Raw genomic sequence first — 21914 nt, 5'->3', positions numbered from 1 at the left:
CGCCTACCCGCTCGCACGTCCGTCGAGGCGGGCCTGGATGTCCGTGCCGTACAACACACCCACGACCCGGCCGGCCGGGTCGAGGACCGCGTACTCGTGGTGCGCCGTGGCGCGCAGATGCTCGAGCAGAGCCTCGCCGTCCAGGGTGATCGGCACGGTGGCGTGCGGTGGCAGGGATCGACCGACCGCCTGCGCCGGGGTGACCGAGAGCCGTTCGGGGGGGACCGAGGCCAGGGCCCGGGCATCGACCACCGCGATCGGTTCACCGTCGTGGCCCAGCAGCACGATCTGCTCCGCGCGAGAGATCTGTGCGTGATGCAGCGCCTCTGCCAACGGGCTCGCCGCAGCGACCGCCACCGCCGGTCGAATCAGCTCACGCACGCTGAGGGTCGGGGTGCGCTGGCGCCAGCGCCCGATCGTGAGGGCGCTCGTGGCGCCTTGCCAGAGCATCCAGGCGATCAGCAGCATCCAGATCGCCGACGTCAAGGAGGGGATGCGCCCGGCCAGCAGCGGGCGCCCGACCGCCCAGAACGCCAGCCCCGCCGCGACCAGCCGCCCGGCCCAGCCGGCCGAGACGGTGCCCAGGCCTCGGTTGCCGCTGACCTTCCAGACCAGGGCCTCGAGGACTCGGCCGCCGTCGAGGGGCAGACCGGGAAGGGCGTTGAAGATCGCCACCACGGCGTTGGAGTAGATCAGGCCGATGAGCAGGAGGTCGGCCACGCCGTCGTCCGCGACGAGCGGTTGCAGCACCAGCCCGACAACTGCCAGCACAGCGTTCGTCCCCGGCCCGACCACGCTCACCAACGCGCTGCGCCCGGGGGTGGTCAGGTCGGCGTCGAAGGCGGTGTGCCCGCCCCACAGATCCAGCACGATGTGGGACGGCGGCGTGCCCACGGCGCGCGCGGCGACCGCGTGAGCCAGTTCGTGCAGGAAGACCGAGGCCAGCAACAGCGCGGCAGCCCCGAACGCCACCAGGATCGCCATCGCACCCGCATCCGGCAATCGAGTCCGAACGGCGGGGGTGTAGGTGGCGGTGATCAGGATCGCGATCACGAACCAGGAGGGCATCAGCAGGACGGGGGCACCCAGGACGGTGCCCAGCCGGATACCGCCCCGCGCTCCCGAGGCTGGCTCATCAGTGATCGGTCTGGCCACGTCCACGACTCTACGTCCCGCCCCTGACAAAGGCCTGGGCGCACGGGGCGCGCCGGAGGGAAGGGCCGCCGGCCGAGCCTGTCGGTGGTCGCACCTAGAGTGCGGGACATGACGACGGCCGAGCTCACCGCCACGCCACCGGCGCACGGTGACCCGATGCCGCGGCTGTCCCCCTCGCGGGCTGCGGACTTCATGCAGTGCCCGTTGATGTATCGCTTCCGGGTGATCGACCGATTGCCCGACCGACCGACACCGGCTGCGGTCCGCGGCACCGTGGTGCACGCCGTCCTGGAGCGGTTGTTCGACCTTCCCGCCGCCGAACGGAACCTGGCCGCTGCCGAGGCCATGATCGAGAACCAGTGGCAGCGGGTCCGGGAGGCCTCACCCGAGCTGGCCGAGGTGTACCTCGCCGACCCGGACGGGGTCTCGCAGTGGTTGGCCGGGGTGCCGGCACTGCTCTCGCGATGGTTCGACCTGGAGGACCCGACCCGGCTCGAGCCCGCTGAGCGTGAGCTGTACGTCCAGACCCGGTTGGACGACGGGCAGCCCGGTGATCCCAGCGCGGGTCTGATGCTGCACGGCTATGTCGATCGGCTGGACGTCGCGCCGGACGGTCGGTTGCGGGTCGTGGACTACAAGACCGGCAGGGCACCTCGAGAGGCGTACGAGGCGAAGGCCCTGTTCCAGATGAAGTTCTACGCCCTGGTGCTGTGGCGGTTGCACGGCGTCGTGCCCGCCGTCCTGCAACTGGTCTACCTCGGCAACGGCGAGATCTTGCGTTACGCGCCCGACGAGGACGAGTTGCTCGCCACCGAGCGCAAGCTGCGGGCGCTCTGGGCCGCGATCGAGCTCGCCGTCCACACCGGTGACTGGCGCGCCTCCCCGGGGCGGATGTGTTCCTGGTGTGCACATCAGGAGTTGTGTCCCGCATTCGGGGGGACACCGCCGCCGGTTCCCGGGCGAGCTGCCGAGCTGGTCGCCGACCCGAGGTCCTCTGCCCTGCGAACCCCTGGCCTCGAGGAGGAATGACCAGGGAACCCTGAGGCGGGGTTCAGGGGTTACCCCGGATGTCCGGCCGGGGGCGCGCTGACAGGCTGGCGCCGTCCACCCGGCAACGCCCCTGGAACGTCCCCGGGGCATCACAGAGAGGCAGTACCCGTGGCGACACACAGGTCGGAGATCGAGCCGATGACGGGGCCCGAGCAGAGCCCTCAGGTCATCGCGTATGCGGAGGGGCTGACCAAGGTCTACGGGTCCGGCGAGGCCCAGGTCAACGCCCTGGACGGGGTCGATGTGAGCTTCGAGCGGGGGCGCCTGACCGCGATCATGGGGCCGTCCGGGTCGGGCAAGTCGACCCTGATGCACTGCATGGCTGCCCTGGATGCGCCCACCTCGGGCCGGATCGTCATCGACGGGCTCGAGCTGGCCGGCCTGAAGGACGCCGAGCTCACCCGGCTGCGCCGGGACCGGTTGGGCTTCGTCTTCCAGTCGTTCAACCTGGTGCCGACCCTGTCGGCGCGCGAGAACATCACCCTGCCGCTGGACATCGCCGGGCGTGCGGTCGACCCGGCCTGGTTCGACATCGTGATCGACACCATCGGGCTGCGGGACAGGCTGAGCCACCGACCCAATCAGCTCTCGGGCGGGCAGCAGCAGCGCGTGGCCTGCGCCCGTGCCCTGGTCAGCCGACCCGCGATCGTGTTCGCCGATGAGCCGACCGGCAACCTCGACTCCCGCGCCAGCGCAGAGATCCTCGGCTTCCTGCGGCGCTCGGTGGACGAGTTCGGTCAGTCGGTGGTCATGGTCACCCACGAGCCGTCGGCAGCCGCCTACGCCGACCGGGTGCTCTTCCTGGACGACGGCCGCATCGTCGACGAGCTCTACGCGCCGACCGCCGACAGCGTGCTCGAGCGTATGCGCGGCTTCGACATGGCCACCCGCCGCAGCTGACGGGGAGACGATCATGACGAAGCTGACCTTGGCCGGGGTACGCGGCCACATCGTGCGCTTTCTGCTCACCGCGTGTGCGGTGATGCTGGGCGTCTCATTCGTCACGGGCACCTTCGTGTTACGAGACAGCATCGACAGCACTTTGAAGAGCCTCTTCGCCCAGGGCCTCAAGGGTGTCGACGTCGAGGTCCGCGGCGTCGAGGCCAAGGGACAACAGGGTGATTTCGCCACCCGGGCGCCGTTGCCGCTGACCCTGGAGAAGTCACTCGCCGCGGTGCCGGGCGTCAAACGGGTGGCCCCGGACCTGCAGGGCAACGTGTTGATCGCGGGCAAGGACGGCACCGCGGTGCGCAACGGCGGCGCTCCCTCGCTCGGCTTCGCCTTCCGGGCCGACGACCCGTCCTTCCGGTTGTCGGCCGGGCGTGGGCCGACCGGCCCCGGTGAGGTGGCGGTCGAGCAGGCGACGCTCGAGAAGTCGGGACTCCACCTGGGCGATCGCACCCGGGCCGTGGTCGGCGACCAGGTGCGCTCGGTCACGATCACCGGTGAGGTGGTCTTCGGGTCCTTGTTCGGCGCCACCGCCGTGCTGGTCGACGAGGCCTCGGCGCGGGCGGCGTTCGCCGCCGACGGCACCGTCAGCGGGTTCGCGGTCACGGCCGACGGGGTCAGCCAAGAGCAGCTGCGGGCCCAGATCAGCAGGGTGCTGCCGGCCACGGCCGAGGCGGTGACGGGCGCGACCCTGGACGCCGAGGCCCAGGAGGGTCTGAAGACGGGTCTGGGCTTCTTCACGACGTTCCTGCTGGTCTTCGCGGGGGTCGCCCTGTTCGTGGGCGCGTTCATCATCTTCAACACGTTCTCGATGTTGCTGGGGCAGCGCACCCGTGAGCTGGCGCTGCTGCGTGCGGTGGGTGCCTCACGCGGGCAGATCCTGCGGATGGTGTTGGGTGAGGCGGCCGTGATCGGCCTGCTCGGTTCCGCTCTGGGCATCGGGCTCGGCATCCTGATCGCGATGGCGGCCAAGGCCGGCATCCGGTTCGCGCTGGGCGCCTCGATCGGGGACGACCTGCCCATCGGCGCCGGCGCCATCGGGTGGAGTGTGCTCGTCGGGGTGCTCGTCACCCTGGCCGCCGCGGTGATCCCGGGGCGACGAGCCTCACGGATCGCCCCGGTCGCCGCGATGCGCGACGACCTGGTGATCGCGCCCAAGGGGCTGCGGCTGCGTGGCGCCCTGGGCGGCGCGCTCCTGGTCGTCGGCGTGGCCGCACTCGCCTACAGCGTCACGCGGGACGACGCGATCTGGCCGTTGGCCGGGGTCGGTGCAGCGCTCGCCGTCCTGGGTGCCTTGATCGCTGCGCCGCTGACCACGCGACCTGTCGTCCGGCTGATCGCCTGGCCGTTCGCGAGGTTCGGTGGGGTGGTGGGAAGGCTCGCGCGGGAGAACTCACTGCGGTTGCCGCGACGTACCGCGCTCACCGCCAGCGCGCTCATGATCGGGCTGGCCCTGATCACCGGGCTGTCGGTGATCGCGCAGAGCGTCAAGGCGAGCGTGTCCGACATCGTGAAGTCGGAGCTGAAATCCACCTTCGTGCTCTCCGCCGGCGGTCAGTCCCAGGTACCGGCCTCGGTGGCGCCGGCAGTCGCCAAGCTGCCGCAGGTCGCCTCCGTCGCGGCGCTGGGTGGGGTGGGGGTGCAACTGGCCGGGTCGGACTCGTTCGCCATGGCGACCGAACCCGGTCCCCTGCTGGACAACTTCGACCTGACCGCGACGTCGGGCGATCTGCGGTCGCTGGACCGCACCCATGTGCTGGTCAACCAGACCAGCGCCACCGAGCACGGGTGGAGCGTCGGGCAACAGGTGCCGGCACAGGTGGCGGCGTTGCCGGAGAGGACCGTCACCATCGGTGGGATCTACGCCGACAGCCAGTTGCTCGGTGACCTGGTGATCGATCGGTCGCTGTACGACGAGGCGGTGCCGGTCAGCGCCCGCGGTGACCTCGTGCTGTACCTGGCAGCCAAGCCGGGTGCCGATATCGCGGCGTTGCGGTCGGAGCTCACGGCGCTGGTGCAGCCGTACCTGGTGGTCTCGGTACAGAACGGTGCCGAGTACATCGACTCCTCGGCCTCCCAGGTCGACACCCTGTTGAACCTGCTGTACGTCATGCTGCTGTTCAGCGTGATCGTGGCGGTGCTGGGCATCGTGAACACCCTCGCGCTGTCGATCATCGAACGCACCCGCGAGATCGGGTTGCTGCGGGCGGTGGGCCTGGGCCGGCGACAACTTGCCGGCATGATCACGATCGAATCAGTGGCCACCGCGGTGTTCGGTGCCGTGCTCGGGGCGGGCCTCGGCCTGGCGCTGGGGATCGCGTTGCAACGAGGCCTGGAGTCGCAGGGTCTGGAGGTGCTGTCCGTGCCGTGGCTGGGCATTGTCGGCATGCTGCTCGCGGCGTCCGTGGTCGGCGTCCTGGCTGCCGTCCTGCCCACGATCCGGGCGGTTCGGCTCAACGTGCTGGGGGCCATCGCCACCGATTGAGACAGGTTCAGGATGGCCGCGGCGGTCTCCACTCCCGGGAGTGGAGACCGCCGCGGCCGTGTCGGAGCACGGTGTGGGTGGAAGGTCAGTCGACCCCGAGCATCGCCTTCAGCGGTCCCATCGCGAAGTACAGGACGAACAGCGCCGAGACGCTCCACAGCAACGGGTGCACCTCGCGGGCACGCCCTCGGGCCGCCTTCAATCCGGCGTAGGTGACGAAGCCGGCGCCGATCCCGGTGGTGATCGAGTAGGTGAACGGCATCAGCACGATGGTCAGGAAGGCGGCCAGCGCCATCTCACCGTCGTCCCAGTCGATCGAGCGGACCTGCACCATCATCACGAACCCGACGATGATCAGCGCCGGGGCGCTGGCCTCGTGCGGGATCACCGTGACCAACGGCGCGAACACCATCGATATCAGCAGCAGCACCCCCGTGACCACGCTGGCCAGACCGGTGCGAGCGCCCTCGGCGACGCCGGCCGCGGACTCGATGTAGGAGGTGTTGCTGGACACCGAGGCCGCTCCGCCCGCCACGGCAGCCACCGAGTCGACGATGAGGATCCGGTTCGCCTGCGGCGGGGTCCCGTCGGCGTCCAGCAGAGCACCTTCGGTACCGACCGCGACCATCGTGCCCATGGTGTCGAAGAAGTCCGCGAGCATCAGGGTGAACACGAACAGCACCACGCTCACCACGCCGATGGCGTGGAAGGAGCCCAGCAGGCTGAAGTGACCGAGCAGCCCGAGGTCGGGGGTGGCGACCACCTGATCGGGCAGGGTGGGCACATTGAGCTGCCAACCGGTGCGGTTGACCTCACCCGAGGCGGAGACGCTGGGGCCGATGTGAGCCATCGCCTCGACCAGGATCGCGAGCCCGGTGGCCGAGACGATGCCGATCAGGATCGCGCCGGGGACGGCGCGCACCAACAGGATGCCGGTGATCGCCAAGCCGACCAGGAACACCACCGTGGGCCATCCCGCGAGCTGGCCGCCGACCCCGAGCTCGACCGGAACCGTGCCGCCGGAGGTTCGGCGCACGAAGCCGGCGTCGACGAAGCCGATCATGGTGATGAACAGCCCGATACCCACGCTGATCGCGGTGCGCAGCGAGGCCGGGACGGCGTGGAACACCGCCGTGCGCACCTTGGTGAGGGCCAGCACGAGGATCACCAGACCCTCGATCACCACCAGACCCATGGCGTCGGCCCAGGTCATGCCCGGCAGCTGGGCGATGCCGAAGGTCACGAAGGCGTTGAGCCCGAGCCCGGTGGCCAGGGCCAGGGGGAAGTTGGCGACCAACCCCATCAGGATGGTCATCACCCCACCCACCAGCGCCGTGGCCGCGGCGACCTTGACCATTGCGGACGAGACATCGCCACCGCCGAGGAAGGTACCCGTGCTGTCCTTCTGGGTCCCGATGATCAGCGGGTTCAGCACCACGATGTAGGCCATGGTGAAGAAGGTGACCAGCCCGCCGCGTACCTCACGCGCATAGCTGGATCCCCGCTCGGTGATCCTGAAGAACCTGTCGATTGCGTCCGCTGTCGGTGGCCTGCCACCGTCATCGACGGCGGCGTCCGGGGACACCTGGCTGGTCATGGCCTCACCTCGTACTGCTCGACACCGGGTCGCTCACACGGCGACTCGATCGTGATCCGGAAGGCGCCCACCCTAATCACACCCTTGGCGCTGCCGAGGCAGGAATGCCCGAGTCGTGATCCCCGCGGTGCTGACTCCGGACGGATCAGCTGGTGCGCAGCAGTGCCATCAGATCGAGTGGGGTGACCCCTTCGAGGGTGGTGAGGATCGGGCCGGTGGTCCGCCCGGCCAGCGGCACCAGGTGCTGTACGCCGATCACGGGCACGCCGGCCGCGGCCGCGGAGGCGATCCCGGTCGGGCTGTCCTCGATGGCCACACACTCCGCCGGTGCCAGCGCGAGCCGGCGAGCAGCGAGCTGGTAGGGCTCGGGATGCGGTTTTCCGCGATGCACCTGGTCACCTGTGACCACGGTGGCGAAGGTGTCCGGCGGCAGACTGGCGAGAACGGCATCGGCGAGCCGCGTCCAGGACATGGTCACCAGAGCGCTCGGGATGCCCTCCGTGGTCAGCGCCGACAACAACTCCCGCGCCCCCGGACGCCACGGCACGTGGCCCAGCACCCGCTCGACCACGCCGTCCAGCAGGATCTCGACGATCTGTTCCGGCGGCAGCGGTACCGGACCGTGGTCGGCGATGTACCGCGCCGAGACCAGCAGGTCGTTGCCCACCAGGGCATGCGCATGATCGTCGGACCAGACCCCGCCATGTGCGGCCACCAGCGCGTACTCGCAGGCGATCCAGTAGGGCTCGGTGTCGACCAGAGTGCCGTCCATGTCCCACAGCACGGCAGCCGGCAGCAGATCACTCATAACGGCCGGTTATGGGAACGGCGCGAGATGCCTCGCAGCGCATCACGTGGCATTGAAGTACTTCGCCTCCGGGTGGTGCACCACGAGCGCGTCGGTCGACTGCTCCGGGTGCAACTGCAGCTCTTCCGAGAGCTTGACCCCGATCCGCTCCGGCCGCAGCAGCGCGACCATCGTGGTTCGGTCCTCCAGATCCGGACAGGCCGGGTAGCCGAAGGAGTACCGCGATCCGCGGTAGCCCTGCCGCAGGATGCCGGCCAACTCGGCGTCGTCCTGCTCGCCCAACCCCAGTTCGCTGCGAACCCGGGAGTGCCAGTACTCGGCGAGTGCCTCGGTGAGTTGCACCGACAGTCCGTGCAACTCGAGGTACTCGCGATAGGCGTTGGCCGCGAACAGGTCTGCGGTCGCCTCGGCCACTCGCGAGCCCATCGTCACCAGCTGGAAGGCGATCACATCCGGCCCGCCCAACCGGTCGGCCTCCTCGCGCGAGCGGAAGAAGTCGGCCAGGCACAGCCGTCGGTCGCGGCGCTGCCGCGGGAAGGTGAACCGCGCCCGCTCGGTACCGGGTTCTCCCCCACTGGCCTCGATGCCGTCACCACCGGCGTGGTGCAGCACCACCAGGTCGTTGCCCTCGGACACACACGGGTAGTAGCCGTACACGACGGCCGCCTCGAGCAGTCCGTCGGTGGCGACCCGCTCCAGCCACATCCGCAGCCGCGGGCGGCCCTCGGTCTCGACCAGCTCCTCGTAGCTCGGCCCGGATCCACCGCGCGAGCCCTTCAGCCCCCACTGCCCGACGAAGGTGGCGCGCTCGTCGAGATAGGCCGCGTACTCGGCCAGCGCGATGCCCTTGACGATCCGCTCACCCCAGAACGGTGGCGTCGGCACGTCGAGGCCACGCGCGACGTCGGAGGGGGTCTGGTCATCGAGCGCGGGCGCGTCCGGTGCCGGGTTGGACGACGCGCGCACCCGCCGGGGCCGCAGCGCCGGCAGCTCCGCCCCGGGGACCCCACGGCGCACGGCGACCAGGGCGTCCATCAGGCGCAACCCCTCGAAGGCATCGCGGGCATACCGCACCTCACCGGCGTACACCTCGGCCAGGTCGTTCTCGACATAGGCCCGGGTCAGGGCTGCGCCGCCGAGCAGGACCGGCCAGCGCGCCGCGGTGCCCCGGGAGTTGATCTCCTCGAGGTTCTCCTTCATCACCACGGTCGACTTGACCAGTAGCCCGGACATGCCGATCACGTCGGCGTCGGCCTCCTCGGCGGCCCGCAGGATCTCGGAGATCGGCTGCTTGATGCCGATGTTCACGACCCGATACCCGTTGTTGGACAAAATGATGTCGACCAGGTTCTTGCCGATGTCGTGGACATCGCCCTTGACCGTGGCCAGCACGATGGTGCCCTTGCCACCGGGCCCGACCGAGTCCTCGGCGGGGATGTGGGGTTCGAGGTGGGCCACCGCCGTCTTCATCACCTCGGCCGAGGTGAGCACGAACGGCAGCTGCATCTCGCCGCGGCCGAAGAGGTCGCCGACGGTGCGCATACCGTCCAGCAGGTGGTCGTTGATGATGTCGAGCGCGGCCCATCCCTGGGCCAACGCGGCGTCCAGGTCGTCGGTCAGCCCCTTGGACTCACCGTCGATGATCCGTCGCGCCAGCCGCTCCCCCAGCGGCAGGGCCATCAGTTCGGCGGCTCGGTCGGCCCGCACGGACGCGGCGTCCACGCCCTCGAACAGCTCCAGGAACCGCGCCAGTGGGTCGTAGACCAACGCCCCCGACGCGTCGTAACGCCGCTGGTCGTAGACGAGTTCGCGGGCGACCCTGAGCTGGTCGTCGGGGATACGTGACATCGGCAGGATGCGTGCGGTGTGCACGATCGCCGAGTCGAGCCCGGCCTCGATGGCCTCGTGCAGGAACACCGAGTTCAGCACCACCCGCGCGGCGGGGTTGAGCCCGAAGGAGATGTTCGAGACGCCGAGCGTGGTCTGCACCTCGGGATAGAGCGCCTTCACCTGGCGGATCGCCTCGATGGTGGCGACCCCGTCGCCTCGGGTCTCTTCCTGCCCGGTGGCGATCGGGAAGGTCAGACAGTCCATCAGGATGTCGCCGGTGCGCATGCCCCAGCCACCCGACGTCGTTGCCCCGGTGAGGGTTTCGATCAACCGGACGGCGACCGCCACCTTGTGCTCGACGCTACGGGCCTGGCCGGTCTCGTCGATGGTCAGGGCGACGACCGCGGCGCCGTGCTCACGCACCAAGGGCATGATGCGACCGAACCGGCTGGTGGGACCGTCGCCGTCCTCGAAGTTGACCGAGTTGACCACGGCGCGCCCGCAGACCAGCTCCAAACCGGCTTGCAGCACAGCGGGTTCGGTCGAGTCGAGTACCAGCGGAAGGGTCGAGGCGGTCGCCAGCCGACTCACCACCGCCTGCGCGTCGGCGACCCCGTCTCGGCCCACGTAGTCGACGCACACGTCGAGCAGGTGCGCGCCGTCGCGGGTCTGGGAGCGGGCGATGTCGACGCACTCGTCCCATCGCTGCGCGAGCATCGCCTCACGAAATGCCTTGGAACCGTTGGCGTTCGTGCGTTCGCCGATCGACAGGTAGGCGGTCTCCTGTCGGAAGGGCACGTGCTGGTAGATGCTCGCCACCCCGGCCTCGGGGTGCGGCCGCCGCGCCACCACGTCCCGGCCACCGACGCGCTCGACGACGTGACGCAGATGCTCGGGTGTCGTGCCGCAGCACCCACCCACCAACGCCAGACCGAAGTCGCGGGTGAACACCTCGTGGGCGTCGGCGAGCTGCTCGGGGGTGAGCGGGTAGTGCGCGCCGTTGCGGGTCAGTTCGGGCAGACCGGCGTTCGGCATGCAGGTCACCGGGATACGCGAGTGCCGTGCCAGGTGCCGCAGGTGTTCACTCATCTCGGTCGGCCCGGTGGCACAGTTCAGGCCGATCGCGTCGATGCCGAGGGCATCCAGGGCGGTCAACGCCGCGCCGATCTCGCTGCCGACCAGCATGGTGCCCGTGGTCTCGACGGTGACCTGCACCAGGATCGGCAGGTCGGCACCGGTCGCCGTCAGGGCACGTTGGGCGCCGATGACCGCGGCCTTGGCCTGCAACAGATCCTGGCTGGTCTCGATCAGCAACGCGTCGGCGCCACCGTCGATGAGCCCCAGACACGAGGCCTGGTAGGCATCGCGCAGGTCGGCGAACGGCGCGTGCCCCAGCGAGGGCAGTTTGGTGCCCGGGCCGATCGAGCCGAGCACCCAGCGGCGGTGTTGCGGTGTCGAGTAGGCATCGGCGGCCTCCCGCGCGAGGCGCGCCCCGGCCGCCGACAACTCCGTGATGCGATCGGCGATGTCGTACTCGGCGAGGTTGGGCAGGTTGGTGCCGAAGGTATTGGTCTCGACGCAGTCCACGCCGACCTCGAGGTAGGCCTCGTGCACCGAGCGGACGATGTCCGGGCGGGTCACGTTGAGGATCTCGTTGCAGCCCTCGAGTCCCTGGAAGTCCGCCAGGGACGGGTTGGCTGCCTGCAGCATGGTGCCCATCGCGCCGTCGGCGATCAGCACGCGATCACCGAAGGCCTGGCGGAAACCGGGCCGGCTGGTGGGCAGGGGGGCAGCCACGGGGGCGGCCACGGGGGCGGACAGGGACTGGTCAGGTACGGAGCGCTCGCTCATCACGGTCAGTCTACGAGGGAAGAGCGAACACCCCGCCCGCGAGCCCACTGCTGCGCCGTTCCCCAGATCCCGCGCCGGAAGGCCAAGACCACGAGGATGAACACCGCGCCGGTGATGATGCCGATGCCGTTGAACCCGCTGGTGACCAGCTGATCCTCGAGCAACACCACCAAGGCTGCACCGACCACCCCGCCCCACAACGTGCCGATGCCCCCGAGCACGGTGATCAGCACCACTTTGCCGGACGTCGTCCAGTACAGCTCCTGCAGCGAGGCGAAGCCGTGGCTGATCGCGAACACCCCACCGGCGATGCCGGACAAGCCGGCGGACTGCACGAACGCCATGAGCTTGTAGCGTTCGACGTCGTAGCCGAGCACTCGCGCCCGTGCCGGATTGTCCCGGATCGCCACCAGGACCCGGCCGAACGGCGAGTGCACGATGCGCCAGGCCGCCGCCATCCCGGCCAGCACCAGGGGCAGGGCCGCGTAGTAGAACCAGAACGCGTCGGACTCGATCGCCGCCAGGCCGAACGCCGAGCGCGGCACCGACTGCAGCCCGTTCTCGCCGCCGGTCAGGTCGCGCCACTGGTTGGCCCCGAAGTAGATCAACTGTGCGAAGGCCAGCGTGACCATGGCGAAGTAGATCCCGGTCCGGCGCACCGACAGGTACCCGATCGGGATGGCGAGCAGCATGGCCACGATCGATCCGGCCAGGACCGCCAGCGGGAACGGCAGGCCGATGTGGATCGCCACCAGCCCGGTGGCGTACGCCGACGAGCCCCAGAAGGCGGCGTGCCCGAACGAGAGCAGCCCGCCGTACCCGAGCAGGAGGTCGACGGCCATGGCGAACAACGCCCAGCTGACGATGTCCAACGCCACCGGCGGGTAGATCACCCACGGCAGGGCGAGGGCGGCGGCCGCGCCCAGTGCCGGCATCAGCCATCGCGAGCGCATCAGGCCTCCTCACGGCCGAGCAGCCCGGCCGGGCGGGCCAGGATCACCAGCGCCATCACCACGAAGATGATCACCTGGGCGAAGGTCGGGGCGTAGGCCTGCCCCATCGCCTCGACCACGCCGACGCCGAATCCGGCGATCACCGCGCCCAGGATCGAGCCCAGCCCGCCGATCACCACCACCGCGAACAGGATGATCACGAAGTTCGACCCCATGTCGGCCGTGATCGCCCGGAAGGGTGCGGCGAGCACACCCGCCAGCCCGGCCAGGGCGATGCCGAAGGCGAACACGGGACTCACCCATCGGCTGACGTCGACCCCCAGTGCGCCGGCGAGTTCCGGCCGCTCGGTGGCCGCCCGCACGATCATGCCGATCCGGGTGCGCGAGAGCAGCAGGTACACCCCGGCGCAGATCAGCAGCGAGAACCCCAACACGAACACCTGATAGATCGGCAGTCTCAATCCGCCGACGACGAGCTGGCCGGTCAGCGCCTCGGGGCGGGTGTAGGGCAGCCCCGAGACGCCATAGCGACGTTTGACCAGGTCGACCAACAGCACCGTGAGGCCGAAGGTGAGCAAGAAGTTGTACAACGGGTCCAGCTGCGCCAGCCGGCGCACCAGCAGTCGCTCCAGCACCAACCCGGCACCGAACATGATCACCGGTACCACGACCAAGGCGGCCCAGAACCCCAACCCCAGGGTGTCGAGCAGGACGGCGGAGATCACCGCGCCGAGCATGTAGCAGGCGCCGTGGGCGAAGTTCACCACCCCGAGGACGCCGAAGATCACGGCCAGGCCCAGCGCGGCGAGCGCGTAGAAGCTGCCCGCCGCCAAGCCCTGCACGAGGTACTGCCCGAAGGCGCTCACCTGGTCCGCCCTCGTCAGCCGGCCAACGTGCAGCCGGCCGCCGTGGAGTCCGCCACCGGCCGGAAGGCCCTCTCGGCCGGGATGGTGGACAGGATCTTCTCGTAGTCCCAGTCGCCGGTGACCTCGGCTGCCGTCTTGACCTGGGCGAGGTAGACGTCGTGGATCACCCGGTGATCCTCGGCACGAATGGTGGCGCCGCGCAGGAAGACGTCCTGGAGCTTCTTGCCGTCCAGCTGCCCGATGACCTTCTCGGCGTCGTCCGAACCGGCGGCCTGCACCGCCTCCAGGTACTGCAGGGCGGCGGAGTAGTTCGCCGCGTGGGCGAAGGAGGGCCGGGTCTTCGTCCGCGCGGTGAACTTCTCGGCCCAGGCCCGGTTGGTCTCGTCGAAGTTCCAGTACCAGGCCTCGGTGAACGTGGTGCCGGCGAACGGCTCGACGCCGAGGGAGTGGATGTCGGTGATGAACATCAGACCGACCGACAGTCCGATCCCCTGCTGGCGCAGGCCCGCCTCGTTGTACTGCTTGACCAGGTTGATCAGGTCACCGCCGGCCTGCATGGTGCCGATGACATCCGGCTTCGAGGCCGCCGCCTTGGTCAGGAAGGTGGCGAAGTTGTCGTTCGGGAACGGCGTGGGGATCGTCGTCCCCACGGTGCCGCCGGCCTTGGTCACTGCGGCGGTGAAGGACTTGGTCATGTCCTGCCCGAAGGCGTAGTCCGGGTAGATGATCGACCACTTCTTCGCGCCGTTGGCGGTGACCGTGGTGCCGGTGCCGTTGGCCAGCATGTAGGTGTCGTAAGCCCAGTGGTAGGTATACCGGTTGCACTGCTTGCCGGTCAGTTCGGTGCTCGCGGCGCCGATGTCGATGAACAACTTCTTCTTGGTGGCGGCCTGTTTGGCCACGGCGAGCGCGGCCGAGGAGGTCGGCACGTCCAGGATGAGGTCGGCCTGCTGACGGTCGTACATCTCCTGGGCCTTGGTGTTGGCGATCTCGGGCTTGTTCTGGTGGTCGGCGCTGATCACCTCGATGGTCTTCGCCACCGCGTCGGCGCCGTGGGCGGCCTTGTAGTCGTCGACGGCCATCCGGACCGCCTCGACGCTGTTCGGCCCGGACAGGTCCTTGTAGACGCCCGAGGCGTCATTGAGGACGGCGAGCACCACCTTGTCGTCGGTCAGCGCTCCCCCAGCGGAGGCGCCGGGACCGCCCTGGCCGCAGGCAGCCAGGGTGAGCAGCGCACCGGTGACGACGGCGGTGGTGAACAGGTTCGACGGACGCATGAGCGTGGTCCCTTCGGCTGGACGGTCACATTCCGAGGTGCTCGAGCAGTTCCTCCCGGCGCTGCACGAAGTCGTGGTTGCTGAGGTGGGCGACCAGGCGCCCCTGCGCGAGCAGGTAATGGCGGGCGGCGACGGTGGTGGCGAACCGGCTGTTCTGTTCGACCAGCAGCACCGCGATGCCGTCGGCGGCGACCGTTCGGAGCACGTCGCCGATCCGGGCGACGATCACCGGGGCCAGCCCCTCGGTGGGCTCGTCGAGCAACAGCACCCGGCTGCCGCTGCGCAGCACCCGGGCGATGGCGAGCATCTGCTGCTCACCGCCGGAGAGCGTCGTGCCCCAGGCGGCCCGCCGGTCGGCGAGCGCCGGGAACGTCTCGTACACCCGCTCCAGCGGCCATCCGCCGCTGCTCGACAGCGGGGGCAGGGTCAGGTTCTCGGCGACGGTCAACGAGGCATAGATGCCACGGTCGTCAGGCACCCAGCCGAGCCCGGCGCGGGCTCGTCGGTGAGCCGGGCGGTCGCTCACGTCCACCCCGTCGAGGACGATGCGGCCGTGCACCTCGCGGTGCAGGCCCATCACGGCCCGCAACAGGGTCGACTTGCCGGCGCCGTTGCGGCCCACCAGGGTGACGACCTCGCCGGCAGCCACGTCGAGGTCGACCTCGCGTAGCGCCTGGGCCTGGCCGTACCAGGCCGACAGGCCCTGGACGACGAGTCGCGGGAGCGCTGCGGCCTCACTCATCGGCCACCTCGCCGAGATAGGCCGTGATCACGCGGGGATCCCGTCGGACCTGCTCGTAGCTGCCCTCGGCGAGGATCCGGCCCTGCTGCAGCACGGTGACCCGGTCGGCCAGGCTGCCCACCACGTGCATGTTGTGATCGACCAGGACGACGGTGCGCCCGTGCGCCACCCGCCCGATCAGGTCGATGGTGCGCTGCACATCCTCGACGCCCATGCCGGCCGTGGGTTCGTCGAGCAGCATGAGCCGGGGCTCGAGCGCCAACGCGAGGGCGAGCTCGAGCGCCCGCTTACGGCCGTAGGCCAGGGCGCCGACCAACTGCTCGCCCTGGTCGGCCAGCCCGACCTGATCGAGCAGGTCGAGGGCCCGCGGCCGGGCCTGGTGCATGCGCCGTTCGCTGACCCAGAACCGCAGTCCCTGGCGGGTCAGGCCCTGCAACGCCAACTCCAGGTGATCGATCGGGGTCAGCTGATCGAACAGGCTGGTGATCTGGAACGAGCGGGTGATGCCGAGGTGCGCCACCCGGTCCGGCGGCGCCCCGGTGATGTCGGCACCCCGAAAGCTCACTCGACCAGAGGTCGGGGTGAGAAAACCGGTCAGCAGGTTGAACAAGGTGGTCTTGCCCGCCCCGTTGGGCCCGACCAGAGCGTGAATACTGCCCTCGCTCACCGTCAGGTCGACCTGGTCGACCGCCAGGAAGCCGCGGAACGCCTTGGTCAACCCCTCGGTGTGCAGCAAGGGGACGCTGGCTGCGTCGTCGTCCGGCACGGCACCTCGTCTTCACCGAAAGGGGCACTGCAGCAACTACCCACCCCAAAAACCCTGAAACGGTTGAATGCCAACAATCCACTCTTATCGTGCGTGGTCGGTGAAGACAAGGGAGTGATCCGAGGCGAGCCGACCGGTGGTGATCCGCTGCGGTGAAGGGCTCGGGGCGACGGCCGCTCGGGCGAGTGGGAAAGACAACGTTGGCAGATCCGTCCTGGCAGTCCCGGCGGGATGGGCGATCCAGCCGCCAGAATGAGGACCGTGCATCGTCCCTTGCTGCCCACGCCCGCACACGCCGTGTCGCTGGTGCGACCCGGCGACACCATCGCGACCTCCGGATTCGTCGGCATCGGCACGCCGGACCACCTACTAGCCGCACTGGCCGAACGTTTTGCCGACACCGGTGAACCGGGCGACCTCACGTTGCTGTTCGCGGCGGGCCAGGGCGACGGCAACGTCCGGGGGCTCAATCGGCTCGCCGTCCCCGGGCTGTTGCGCCGGGTGATCGGCGGCCACTGGGGCCTGATCCCGAAGGTGGCGCAGCTCGCCGTCCAGGGCAAGATCCAGGGCTGGAACCTGCCGCAAGGTGTGATCAGCCACCTGTACCGCGACATCGCCGCCGGCAAGCCCGGCACGCTCAGTCGGATCGGCCTGCACACCTTCGTCGACCCTCGCCACGACGGCGGCCGGATCAACGACATCTCGACCGAGGACGTCGTCGAGCTGGTGACGCTCGGCGGCGAGGAGCTGTTGTTCTACAAGACGTTCCCGATCGACGTCGCCCTGCTGCGCGGCACCACGGCCGACGAGGACGGCAACATCACCATGGAGCGTGAGGCCCTCACCCTCGACGGGCTGGCGATGGCCATGGCCGCCCACAACAGTGGTGGCAAGGTCATCGTGCAGGTCGAGCGGCTGGCCGAGGCCGGCACACTCGACCCCCGGCTGGTGAAGATCCCGCACATCCTGGTGGACGCCGTGGTGATCGCCGACCGTGAACTGCACCCGCAGACGTATGCCACGCCGTACTCGCCGGCCTTCGCCCACCGGCTGCGGGTTCCGCTGAGCACGCTCGAGCCGATCCCGCTGGACGCCCGCAAGGTGGTCGCTCGGCGGGCCGCTCTGGAGCTGCCGCTGGGCGGGGTGGTGAACCTGGGGATCGGGATGCCCGAAGGGGTGGCTGCGGTGGCCGCCGAGGAGTCGGTGCTCGACCTGGTCACGCTGACCGCTGAACCGGGGGTGATCGGTGGCGTACCGGCGTCCGGCCTGAACTTCGGGGCCGCGGTCAACCCGGACGCCGTGATCGATCAGAACCAGCAGTTCGACTTCTACGACGGCGGCGGGCTCGATCTCGCCGTGCTGGGCATGGCGCAGCTCGATTCCGACGGCGACGTCAACGTCTCGCGCTTCGGTAGCCGGCTCACGGGTGCCGGTGGGTTCATCAACATCAGTCAGAGCGCTCGCACGGTGGTGTTCACCGGCACCTTCACGGCGGGCGGCCTACAGGTGAGCGTCGGTGAGGGGCGCTTGACCGTCGAGCGAGAGGGGCGCCACCACAAGTTGGTGCCGCGGGTGGAACAGATCACCTTCAACGGGCGTCACGCAGCCACCGGACAGCGGGTGCTCTATGTCACCGAGCGGGCGGTGTTCCGGGCCACGGCCACGGGGCTGGAGCTGATCGAGATCGCGCCCGGGGTGAACCTGCAGCGTGACGTGCTCGACATGATGGATTTCGCGCCGCAGGTTGCCGCGGACCTGCGTCTGATGGACGCCCGCATCTTCCGAGATGAACCCATGGGCCTGCACGACCTGCTGGACCACGGGGCCTAGGGTGACCGTAGGCTGGGCCGGTAGGTGACCGGCCGGTTGCTGCGGAGGGAGACGGCGTGAGCGAGCGAGCGCAGGGTGACAGCGCGCTGCCCACGCTGCGCGATCCCGTGATGCTGGCGGCTTTCGAGGGCTGGAACGACGCCGGTGAGGCAGCCAGCGGCGCGGTGGCCCACATGCAGAACGTCTGGCAGGCCACGCCACTGACCGAGTTCGACCCGGAGCATTATCACGACTTCCAGGTCAACCGTCCGGTGGTCAGTATCGAGGGCGGACGGCGCAAGCTCACCTGGCCGACCACGCGCATCTACGTCGCCAGCCCCCCTGGGGCCGAGCGTGACCTGGTGCTGGTGCGCGGCGTCGAACCCTCGATGCGGTGGCGGGCCTACATCAGCGAACTGCTCGGTCTGGCTGACGAGTTGGGCGTGACCACCCTGGTCACCCTGGCCGCCCTGTTGGCCGACGTGCCGCACACCCGCCCGATCCCGGTCACCGGCACCAGTGAGCATGCCGACATCCAGCAGCGGCTGGGTGTGGAGGCCTCGACCTACGAGGGATCGACCGGCATCGTCGGCGTGCTGCAGGACAGCGCCACCGCGGTCGGCCTTCCCGGGTTGTCCCTGTGGGCTGCGGTACCGCACTACGTCGGGCAGCCGCCCTCGCCCAAGGCCACCCTGGCGTTGCTGCGCCGGGTCGAGGAGTCACTCGACCTGACGGTGCCGCTGGGTGACCTGCCCGAGGACGCTCGCGCCTGGGAGCACGGTGTCGACGAGCTGGCCGAGGAGGACGGCGAGATCGGCGCCTACGTGCGTCAGCTCGAGGATGCCAAGGACACCGCCGACCTGCCCGAGGCCAGTGGTGAGGCGATTGCGCGTGAGTTCGAGCGGTACCTGCGTCGCCGGGGCGACGAGCCCAACCGCGGCTGAGGCCACCACGGCCCCCCTACGGCACCCCCCACCCCATCCCATGATCGTCATCTGATCGCAGTTTGCTCCGCTCCAGCCGGAGCAGACTGCGATCAAACGGCGATCATGGTCAGAGCTGGACGCCGAGCAACGCGTCGACGGTGCGGCTGACCAGGTCGCCGGCATCGGCTGAGGACGACGCCCCTGCCAGCGTGGCCTCGGCCCAGCCGTCCACCAGCTCCAGTGCCCCCGGGGCGTCCAGGTCGTTCGCCAGCCGGGCGCGGACGCCGGCCAGCACCGGTGCCGCATCGGCCCCGGTCCGGCGGGCCACGGCCTCGCGCCATCGGGCCAGCCGAAGCCGCGCCGCGCTCAGATCGGCGTCGGTCCACTCCCAGTCACTGCGGTAGTGGTGGGCCAGCAGGGCCAACCGGATCGCCGCCGGTGACTCCCCCGCGGCGCGCAGCCGCGAGACCAGCACCAGGTTGCCCCGCGACTTGCTCATCTTGTGGCCCTCGTAGCCCACCATGCCGGCGTGCGCGTAGACCTTCGCGAACGGGTACTCACCGGTCAGGGCGTGGGCGTGGGAGGCGCCCATCTCGTGGTGGGGGAACGCCAGGTCGGATCCGCCGCCCTGCACGTCGAAGGACATGCCCAGGTGTTCGAGCGCGATCGTGGTGCACTCGATGTGCCACCCGGGCCGGCCGCGGCCGAGGGTCTGCCCGTCCCACTCCGGCTCGTCGGGCCGCGCCACGCGCCAGAGCAGCGGATCCAGCGGGTGCTTCTTGCCCGGCCGAGCCGGATCGCCGCCCCGTTCGGCGAAGATCGCGGTCATGGTGGCGTCGTCCAGGTGGGATACCTCGCCGAAACGCGGGTCGGCGTTGATGGCGAAGTAGACGTCGCCGTCCGGTTCGCCGCCGTGGCCCGGCACGGTGTACGCGTGGCCCGAGGCGATCAGCCGCTGCACGGCATCCACCACCAGGGGCAGGGTGTCGATCACCCCGAGATACTGCTCCGGCGGGATCACCGCGAGCGCCGCCATGTCGTCGGCGAACAGCTGGGTCTGTTGCACCGCCAGGTCGTGCCAGTCGACCCCGGTCGCCGCCGCTCGCTCGAGCAACGGGTCGTCCACGTCGGTGACGTTCTGCACGTACCTCACGTCCAGCCCGGCGTCGCGCCAGGCCCGGTTGAGCAGGTCGAAGCCGACGTAGGTCGCGGCGTGCCCCAGGTGCGTGGCGTCGTAGGGCGTGATCCCGCAGACGTACATCCGGGCCGAGGGCCCGGCCGCGGCGGGGAGCAGGTCGCCGGTGGCGGTGTCGTGCAGCCGAACGGCAGTGCCCTGTCCGGGCAGGTCGGGCAGGGGCGGGGCGGGCCAGCGGGTCACGAGGGCGAGCGTACCTGCCGAGGTCGAGAACGCCGCTCGCTGCTCAGAACGCCGGCCACGGTATCGCCGGACGCCGCACTCCGGGCCGGGGGAACCGTCCCGCCTCGCGCAACTGCTCGAGCCGCTCGACCGTGCGGCGGGCCTCCTCGACCGAGAGCAGGTCGGCCAGCTCTGCCCCGAGCTCGCCGTCCAGGGCCTGTTCGAGTCGCGCGATCGGCTCCAGGGCGTCCTGGTCCAATCGTCGCCCTGCCCACCCCCACAGCACGGTGCGCAGCTTGGTCTCGACGTTGAAGGTCAGACCATGGTCGACGCCGCGCAGTCGGCCGTCACCCTCGCGCATCACGTGCCCACCCTTACGGTCGGCATTGTCGGTCACGATGTCGAACACGGCCATCGCGCGCAGCTCGGCGTCGTCGGCGTGCGCCAGCACCACCGGCGAGCCGTCATAGCCCTCGGCCTCGATCACGCGCAGCCAACCGGCCGGGACGGCATCAGCAGCGACCACGTCGATGACCCCGCCACCGGGTTCGGCCATCTCCTCCGGCTCGGCACCCTCGATCCAGGCCTGCACACTGCCGGGGCCGTGGGGTCCGTCGCGCAACACCGTCGGAGGGACCACGTGCCAGCCCGCGGCGGCACTCAAGCGGTAGGCGGCCACCTCCCGCCGGGCCAGCGTCTGCGCCGGGAAGTCCCACAACGGCCGTTCGCCGCGCACCGGCTTGTAGACGCATCGCCGGCTCACGCCGTCCACGGTGCACCGCGCCAGCAGGGTGGCATTGCTGGCGTGGACCAGCCGGCCCACGATCTCCAGCTCGCCGCGGGCCAGGACGTCGAGCACCTCCACGTCGTCGGTCACCGGAGCATCACTGACGGCCGGCTCAGCGGCGATAGCCGTTGGAGCGTGGGCAGATGTGCCCCTCGGCGTCGAGCGGGCCGGCGCAGAAAGGACAGGGGGGACGCCCGGCCGCCACGACGGCCAGGGCGCGCTTGGCGAAGGCACGGGCAAGGCCGCCGGTGAGGCTCACCCGCAGGATGGCGCCCTCGGCATCACCCTCGGCCGTCGGGGCCGGTGGGACACCCTCGGTGTCGTCATCCTCCTCGACCTCCGGGGTCAGCCCCTCGGAGTAGCACTCGATGACCACCCGCTGGGTGTCGACCGCCCAGGCCAGGCTCATGGCGCCCACCCGGAACTCCTCCTCGATGGGCGCCTCCAGCGGGGCGTTGTCCTCGGCGTCGGCCGGCGCGATGGCCGGCACCGGGGCGTTGCCCCCGCTGCGCCGCAGCACCTCGTCGAGCAACTCGTCGACCCGTTCGGCCAGGATCGAGACCTGCGCCTTCTCGAGGGCGACGCTGGTGAGGCGGGTGCCCGCGCGGGCCTGGAGGAAGAACGTGCGCGCGCCGGGCTGCCCCACGGTCCCGGCGACGAACCGCTCGGGGGGGTCGTAGTCGTACAGCTGCGGCATTCCCCGACCC

At 70.1% G+C, this 21914-nt stretch carries 17 protein-coding genes; 5 read left to right on the top strand and 12 right to left on the bottom strand.

Going from position 1 to position 21914, the window contains the following annotated elements:
- Positions 1–3: 3 nt before the first annotated feature.
- Positions 4–1155 (bottom strand): hypothetical protein, encoded by a 1152-nt coding sequence (locus IPK24_14675; protein ID MBK8076769.1) that lies wholly within the window; start codon positions 1153–1155, stop codon positions 4–6.
- 108 nt (positions 1156–1263) lie between these two features.
- Here IPK24_14675 and IPK24_14670 point away from each other — a divergent pair, with 108 nt between their 5' ends.
- The 3 genes from IPK24_14670 to IPK24_14660 all read left to right on the top strand — a co-directional run bounded on the left by IPK24_14670 (position 1264) and on the right by IPK24_14660 (position 5638).
- Positions 1264–2184, top strand: a complete 921-nt coding sequence (locus tag IPK24_14670; GenBank protein ID MBK8076768.1) for a PD-(D/E)XK nuclease family protein — start codon at positions 1264–1266, stop codon at positions 2182–2184.
- Positions 2185–2343: 159 nt separating this feature from the next.
- Positions 2344–3105: an ABC transporter ATP-binding protein gene (locus IPK24_14665; protein ID MBK8076767.1), complete on the top strand. Its 762-nt coding sequence runs from the start codon at positions 2344–2346 to the stop codon at positions 3103–3105.
- Positions 3106–3118: 13 nt separating this feature from the next.
- The gene (locus tag IPK24_14660; protein MBK8076766.1) at positions 3119–5638 is read left to right on the top strand and encodes an FtsX-like permease family protein; all 2520 of its coding nucleotides are present in this window, start codon (positions 3119–3121) and stop codon (positions 5636–5638) included.
- 85 nt (positions 5639–5723) lie between these two features.
- Here IPK24_14660 and IPK24_14655 read toward each other — a convergent pair whose 3' ends face one another.
- The 8 genes from IPK24_14655 to IPK24_14620 all read right to left on the bottom strand — a co-directional run bounded on the left by IPK24_14655 (position 5724) and on the right by IPK24_14620 (position 16298).
- Positions 5724–7235 carry an NCS2 family permease gene (locus IPK24_14655; protein ID MBK8076765.1) on the bottom strand — a complete coding sequence of 504 codons (1512 nt, stop codon included), beginning with the start codon at positions 7233–7235 and terminating at the stop codon, positions 5724–5726.
- Positions 7236–7380: 145 nt separating this feature from the next.
- Positions 7381–8043, bottom strand: coding sequence for an HAD family hydrolase (locus tag IPK24_14650; GenBank protein ID MBK8076764.1), 663 nt, complete (start codon positions 8041–8043; stop codon positions 7381–7383).
- Positions 8044–8085: 42 nt separating this feature from the next.
- Positions 8086–11724: a methionine synthase gene (gene metH, locus IPK24_14645; protein ID MBK8076763.1), complete on the bottom strand. Its 3639-nt coding sequence runs from the start codon at positions 11722–11724 to the stop codon at positions 8086–8088.
- A 5-nt stretch (positions 11725–11729) separates the two neighbouring features.
- Positions 11730–12677 (bottom strand): branched-chain amino acid ABC transporter permease, encoded by a 948-nt coding sequence (locus IPK24_14640; GenBank protein ID MBK8076762.1) that lies wholly within the window; start codon positions 12675–12677, stop codon positions 11730–11732.
- The gene (locus IPK24_14635; protein MBK8076761.1) at positions 12677–13543 is read right to left on the bottom strand and encodes a branched-chain amino acid ABC transporter permease; all 867 of its coding nucleotides are present in this window, start codon (positions 13541–13543) and stop codon (positions 12677–12679) included. Before IPK24_14635 ends, IPK24_14640 begins: the two co-directional genes overlap by 1 nt.
- A gap of 14 nt (positions 13544–13557) precedes the next feature.
- A complete protein-coding gene (locus IPK24_14630; protein MBK8076760.1) occupies positions 13558–14820 on the bottom strand; it encodes an ABC transporter substrate-binding protein in 1263 nt (420 codons plus the stop codon).
- A gap of 25 nt (positions 14821–14845) precedes the next feature.
- A complete protein-coding gene (locus tag IPK24_14625; protein ID MBK8076759.1) occupies positions 14846–15562 on the bottom strand; it encodes an ABC transporter ATP-binding protein in 717 nt (238 codons plus the stop codon).
- Positions 15555–16298 (bottom strand): ABC transporter ATP-binding protein, encoded by a 744-nt coding sequence (locus IPK24_14620; GenBank protein MBK8076758.1) that lies wholly within the window; start codon positions 16296–16298, stop codon positions 15555–15557. Before IPK24_14620 ends, IPK24_14625 begins: the two co-directional genes overlap by 8 nt.
- Before the next feature lie 282 nt (positions 16299–16580).
- Between IPK24_14620 and IPK24_14615 the strand changes: the two genes are divergently transcribed.
- Positions 16581–18158: an acyl CoA:acetate/3-ketoacid CoA transferase gene (locus IPK24_14615; GenBank protein MBK8076757.1), complete on the top strand. Its 1578-nt coding sequence runs from the start codon at positions 16581–16583 to the stop codon at positions 18156–18158.
- Between the two features lie 110 nt (positions 18159–18268).
- Positions 18269–19081, top strand: a complete 813-nt coding sequence (locus IPK24_14610) for a PAC2 family protein (GenBank protein ID MBK8076756.1) — start codon at positions 18269–18271, stop codon at positions 19079–19081.
- A gap of 109 nt (positions 19082–19190) precedes the next feature.
- Here IPK24_14610 and IPK24_14605 read toward each other — a convergent pair whose 3' ends face one another.
- The 3 genes from IPK24_14605 to IPK24_14595 are packed head-to-tail and all read right to left on the bottom strand — an operon-like array spanning position 19191 to position 21904.
- Positions 19191–20441, bottom strand: coding sequence for a cysteine--1-D-myo-inosityl 2-amino-2-deoxy-alpha-D-glucopyranoside ligase (locus IPK24_14605; protein MBK8076755.1), 1251 nt, complete (start codon positions 20439–20441; stop codon positions 19191–19193).
- A gap of 43 nt (positions 20442–20484) precedes the next feature.
- On the bottom strand, positions 20485–21279 hold the full coding sequence (locus tag IPK24_14600) for an SCO1664 family protein (GenBank protein ID MBK8076754.1): 795 nt from the start codon (positions 21277–21279) through the stop codon (positions 20485–20487).
- Between the two features lie 40 nt (positions 21280–21319).
- Complete coding sequence (locus IPK24_14595) at positions 21320–21904, bottom strand: DUF3090 domain-containing protein (protein ID MBK8076753.1); 585 nt, start codon at positions 21902–21904, stop codon at positions 21320–21322.
- Positions 21905–21914: the final 10 nt, after the last annotated feature.

The organism is Kineosporiaceae bacterium, assembly GCA_016713225.1.
Lineage (GTDB): Bacteria > Actinomycetota > Actinomycetes > Actinomycetales > Kineosporiaceae > JADJPO01.
This window is presented reverse-complemented; position numbering and strand designations above follow the sequence as displayed.

Excerpts from the sequence above, each read along its gene's own strand:
- IPK24_14670 (MBK8076768.1), top strand. The coding sequence starts at position 1,264 with ATGACGACGGCCGAGCTCACCGCCACGCCACCGGCGCACGGTGACCCG.
- IPK24_14595 (MBK8076753.1), bottom strand. The coding sequence starts at position 21,904 with ATGCCGCAGCTGTACGACTACGACCCCCCCGAGCGGTTCGTCGCCGGG.
- IPK24_14655 (MBK8076765.1), bottom strand. The coding sequence starts at position 7,235 with ATGACCAGCCAGGTGTCCCCGGACGCCGCCGTCGATGACGGTGGCAGG.
- IPK24_14665 (MBK8076767.1), top strand. The coding sequence starts at position 2,344 with ATGACGGGGCCCGAGCAGAGCCCTCAGGTCATCGCGTATGCGGAGGGG.
- IPK24_14650 (MBK8076764.1), bottom strand. The coding sequence starts at position 8,043 with ATGAGTGATCTGCTGCCGGCTGCCGTGCTGTGGGACATGGACGGCACT.
- IPK24_14640 (MBK8076762.1), bottom strand. The coding sequence starts at position 12,677 with ATGCGCTCGCGATGGCTGATGCCGGCACTGGGCGCGGCCGCCGCCCTC.
- metH (MBK8076763.1), bottom strand. The coding sequence starts at position 11,724 with ATGAGCGAGCGCTCCGTACCTGACCAGTCCCTGTCCGCCCCCGTGGCC.
- IPK24_14615 (MBK8076757.1), top strand. The coding sequence starts at position 16,581 with ATGAGGACCGTGCATCGTCCCTTGCTGCCCACGCCCGCACACGCCGTG.
- IPK24_14625 (MBK8076759.1), bottom strand. The coding sequence starts at position 15,562 with ATGAGTGAGGCCGCAGCGCTCCCGCGACTCGTCGTCCAGGGCCTGTCG.
- IPK24_14610 (MBK8076756.1), top strand. The coding sequence starts at position 18,269 with ATGCTGGCGGCTTTCGAGGGCTGGAACGACGCCGGTGAGGCAGCCAGC.
- IPK24_14660 (MBK8076766.1), top strand. The coding sequence starts at position 3,119 with ATGACGAAGCTGACCTTGGCCGGGGTACGCGGCCACATCGTGCGCTTT.
- IPK24_14630 (MBK8076760.1), bottom strand. The coding sequence starts at position 14,820 with ATGCGTCCGTCGAACCTGTTCACCACCGCCGTCGTCACCGGTGCGCTG.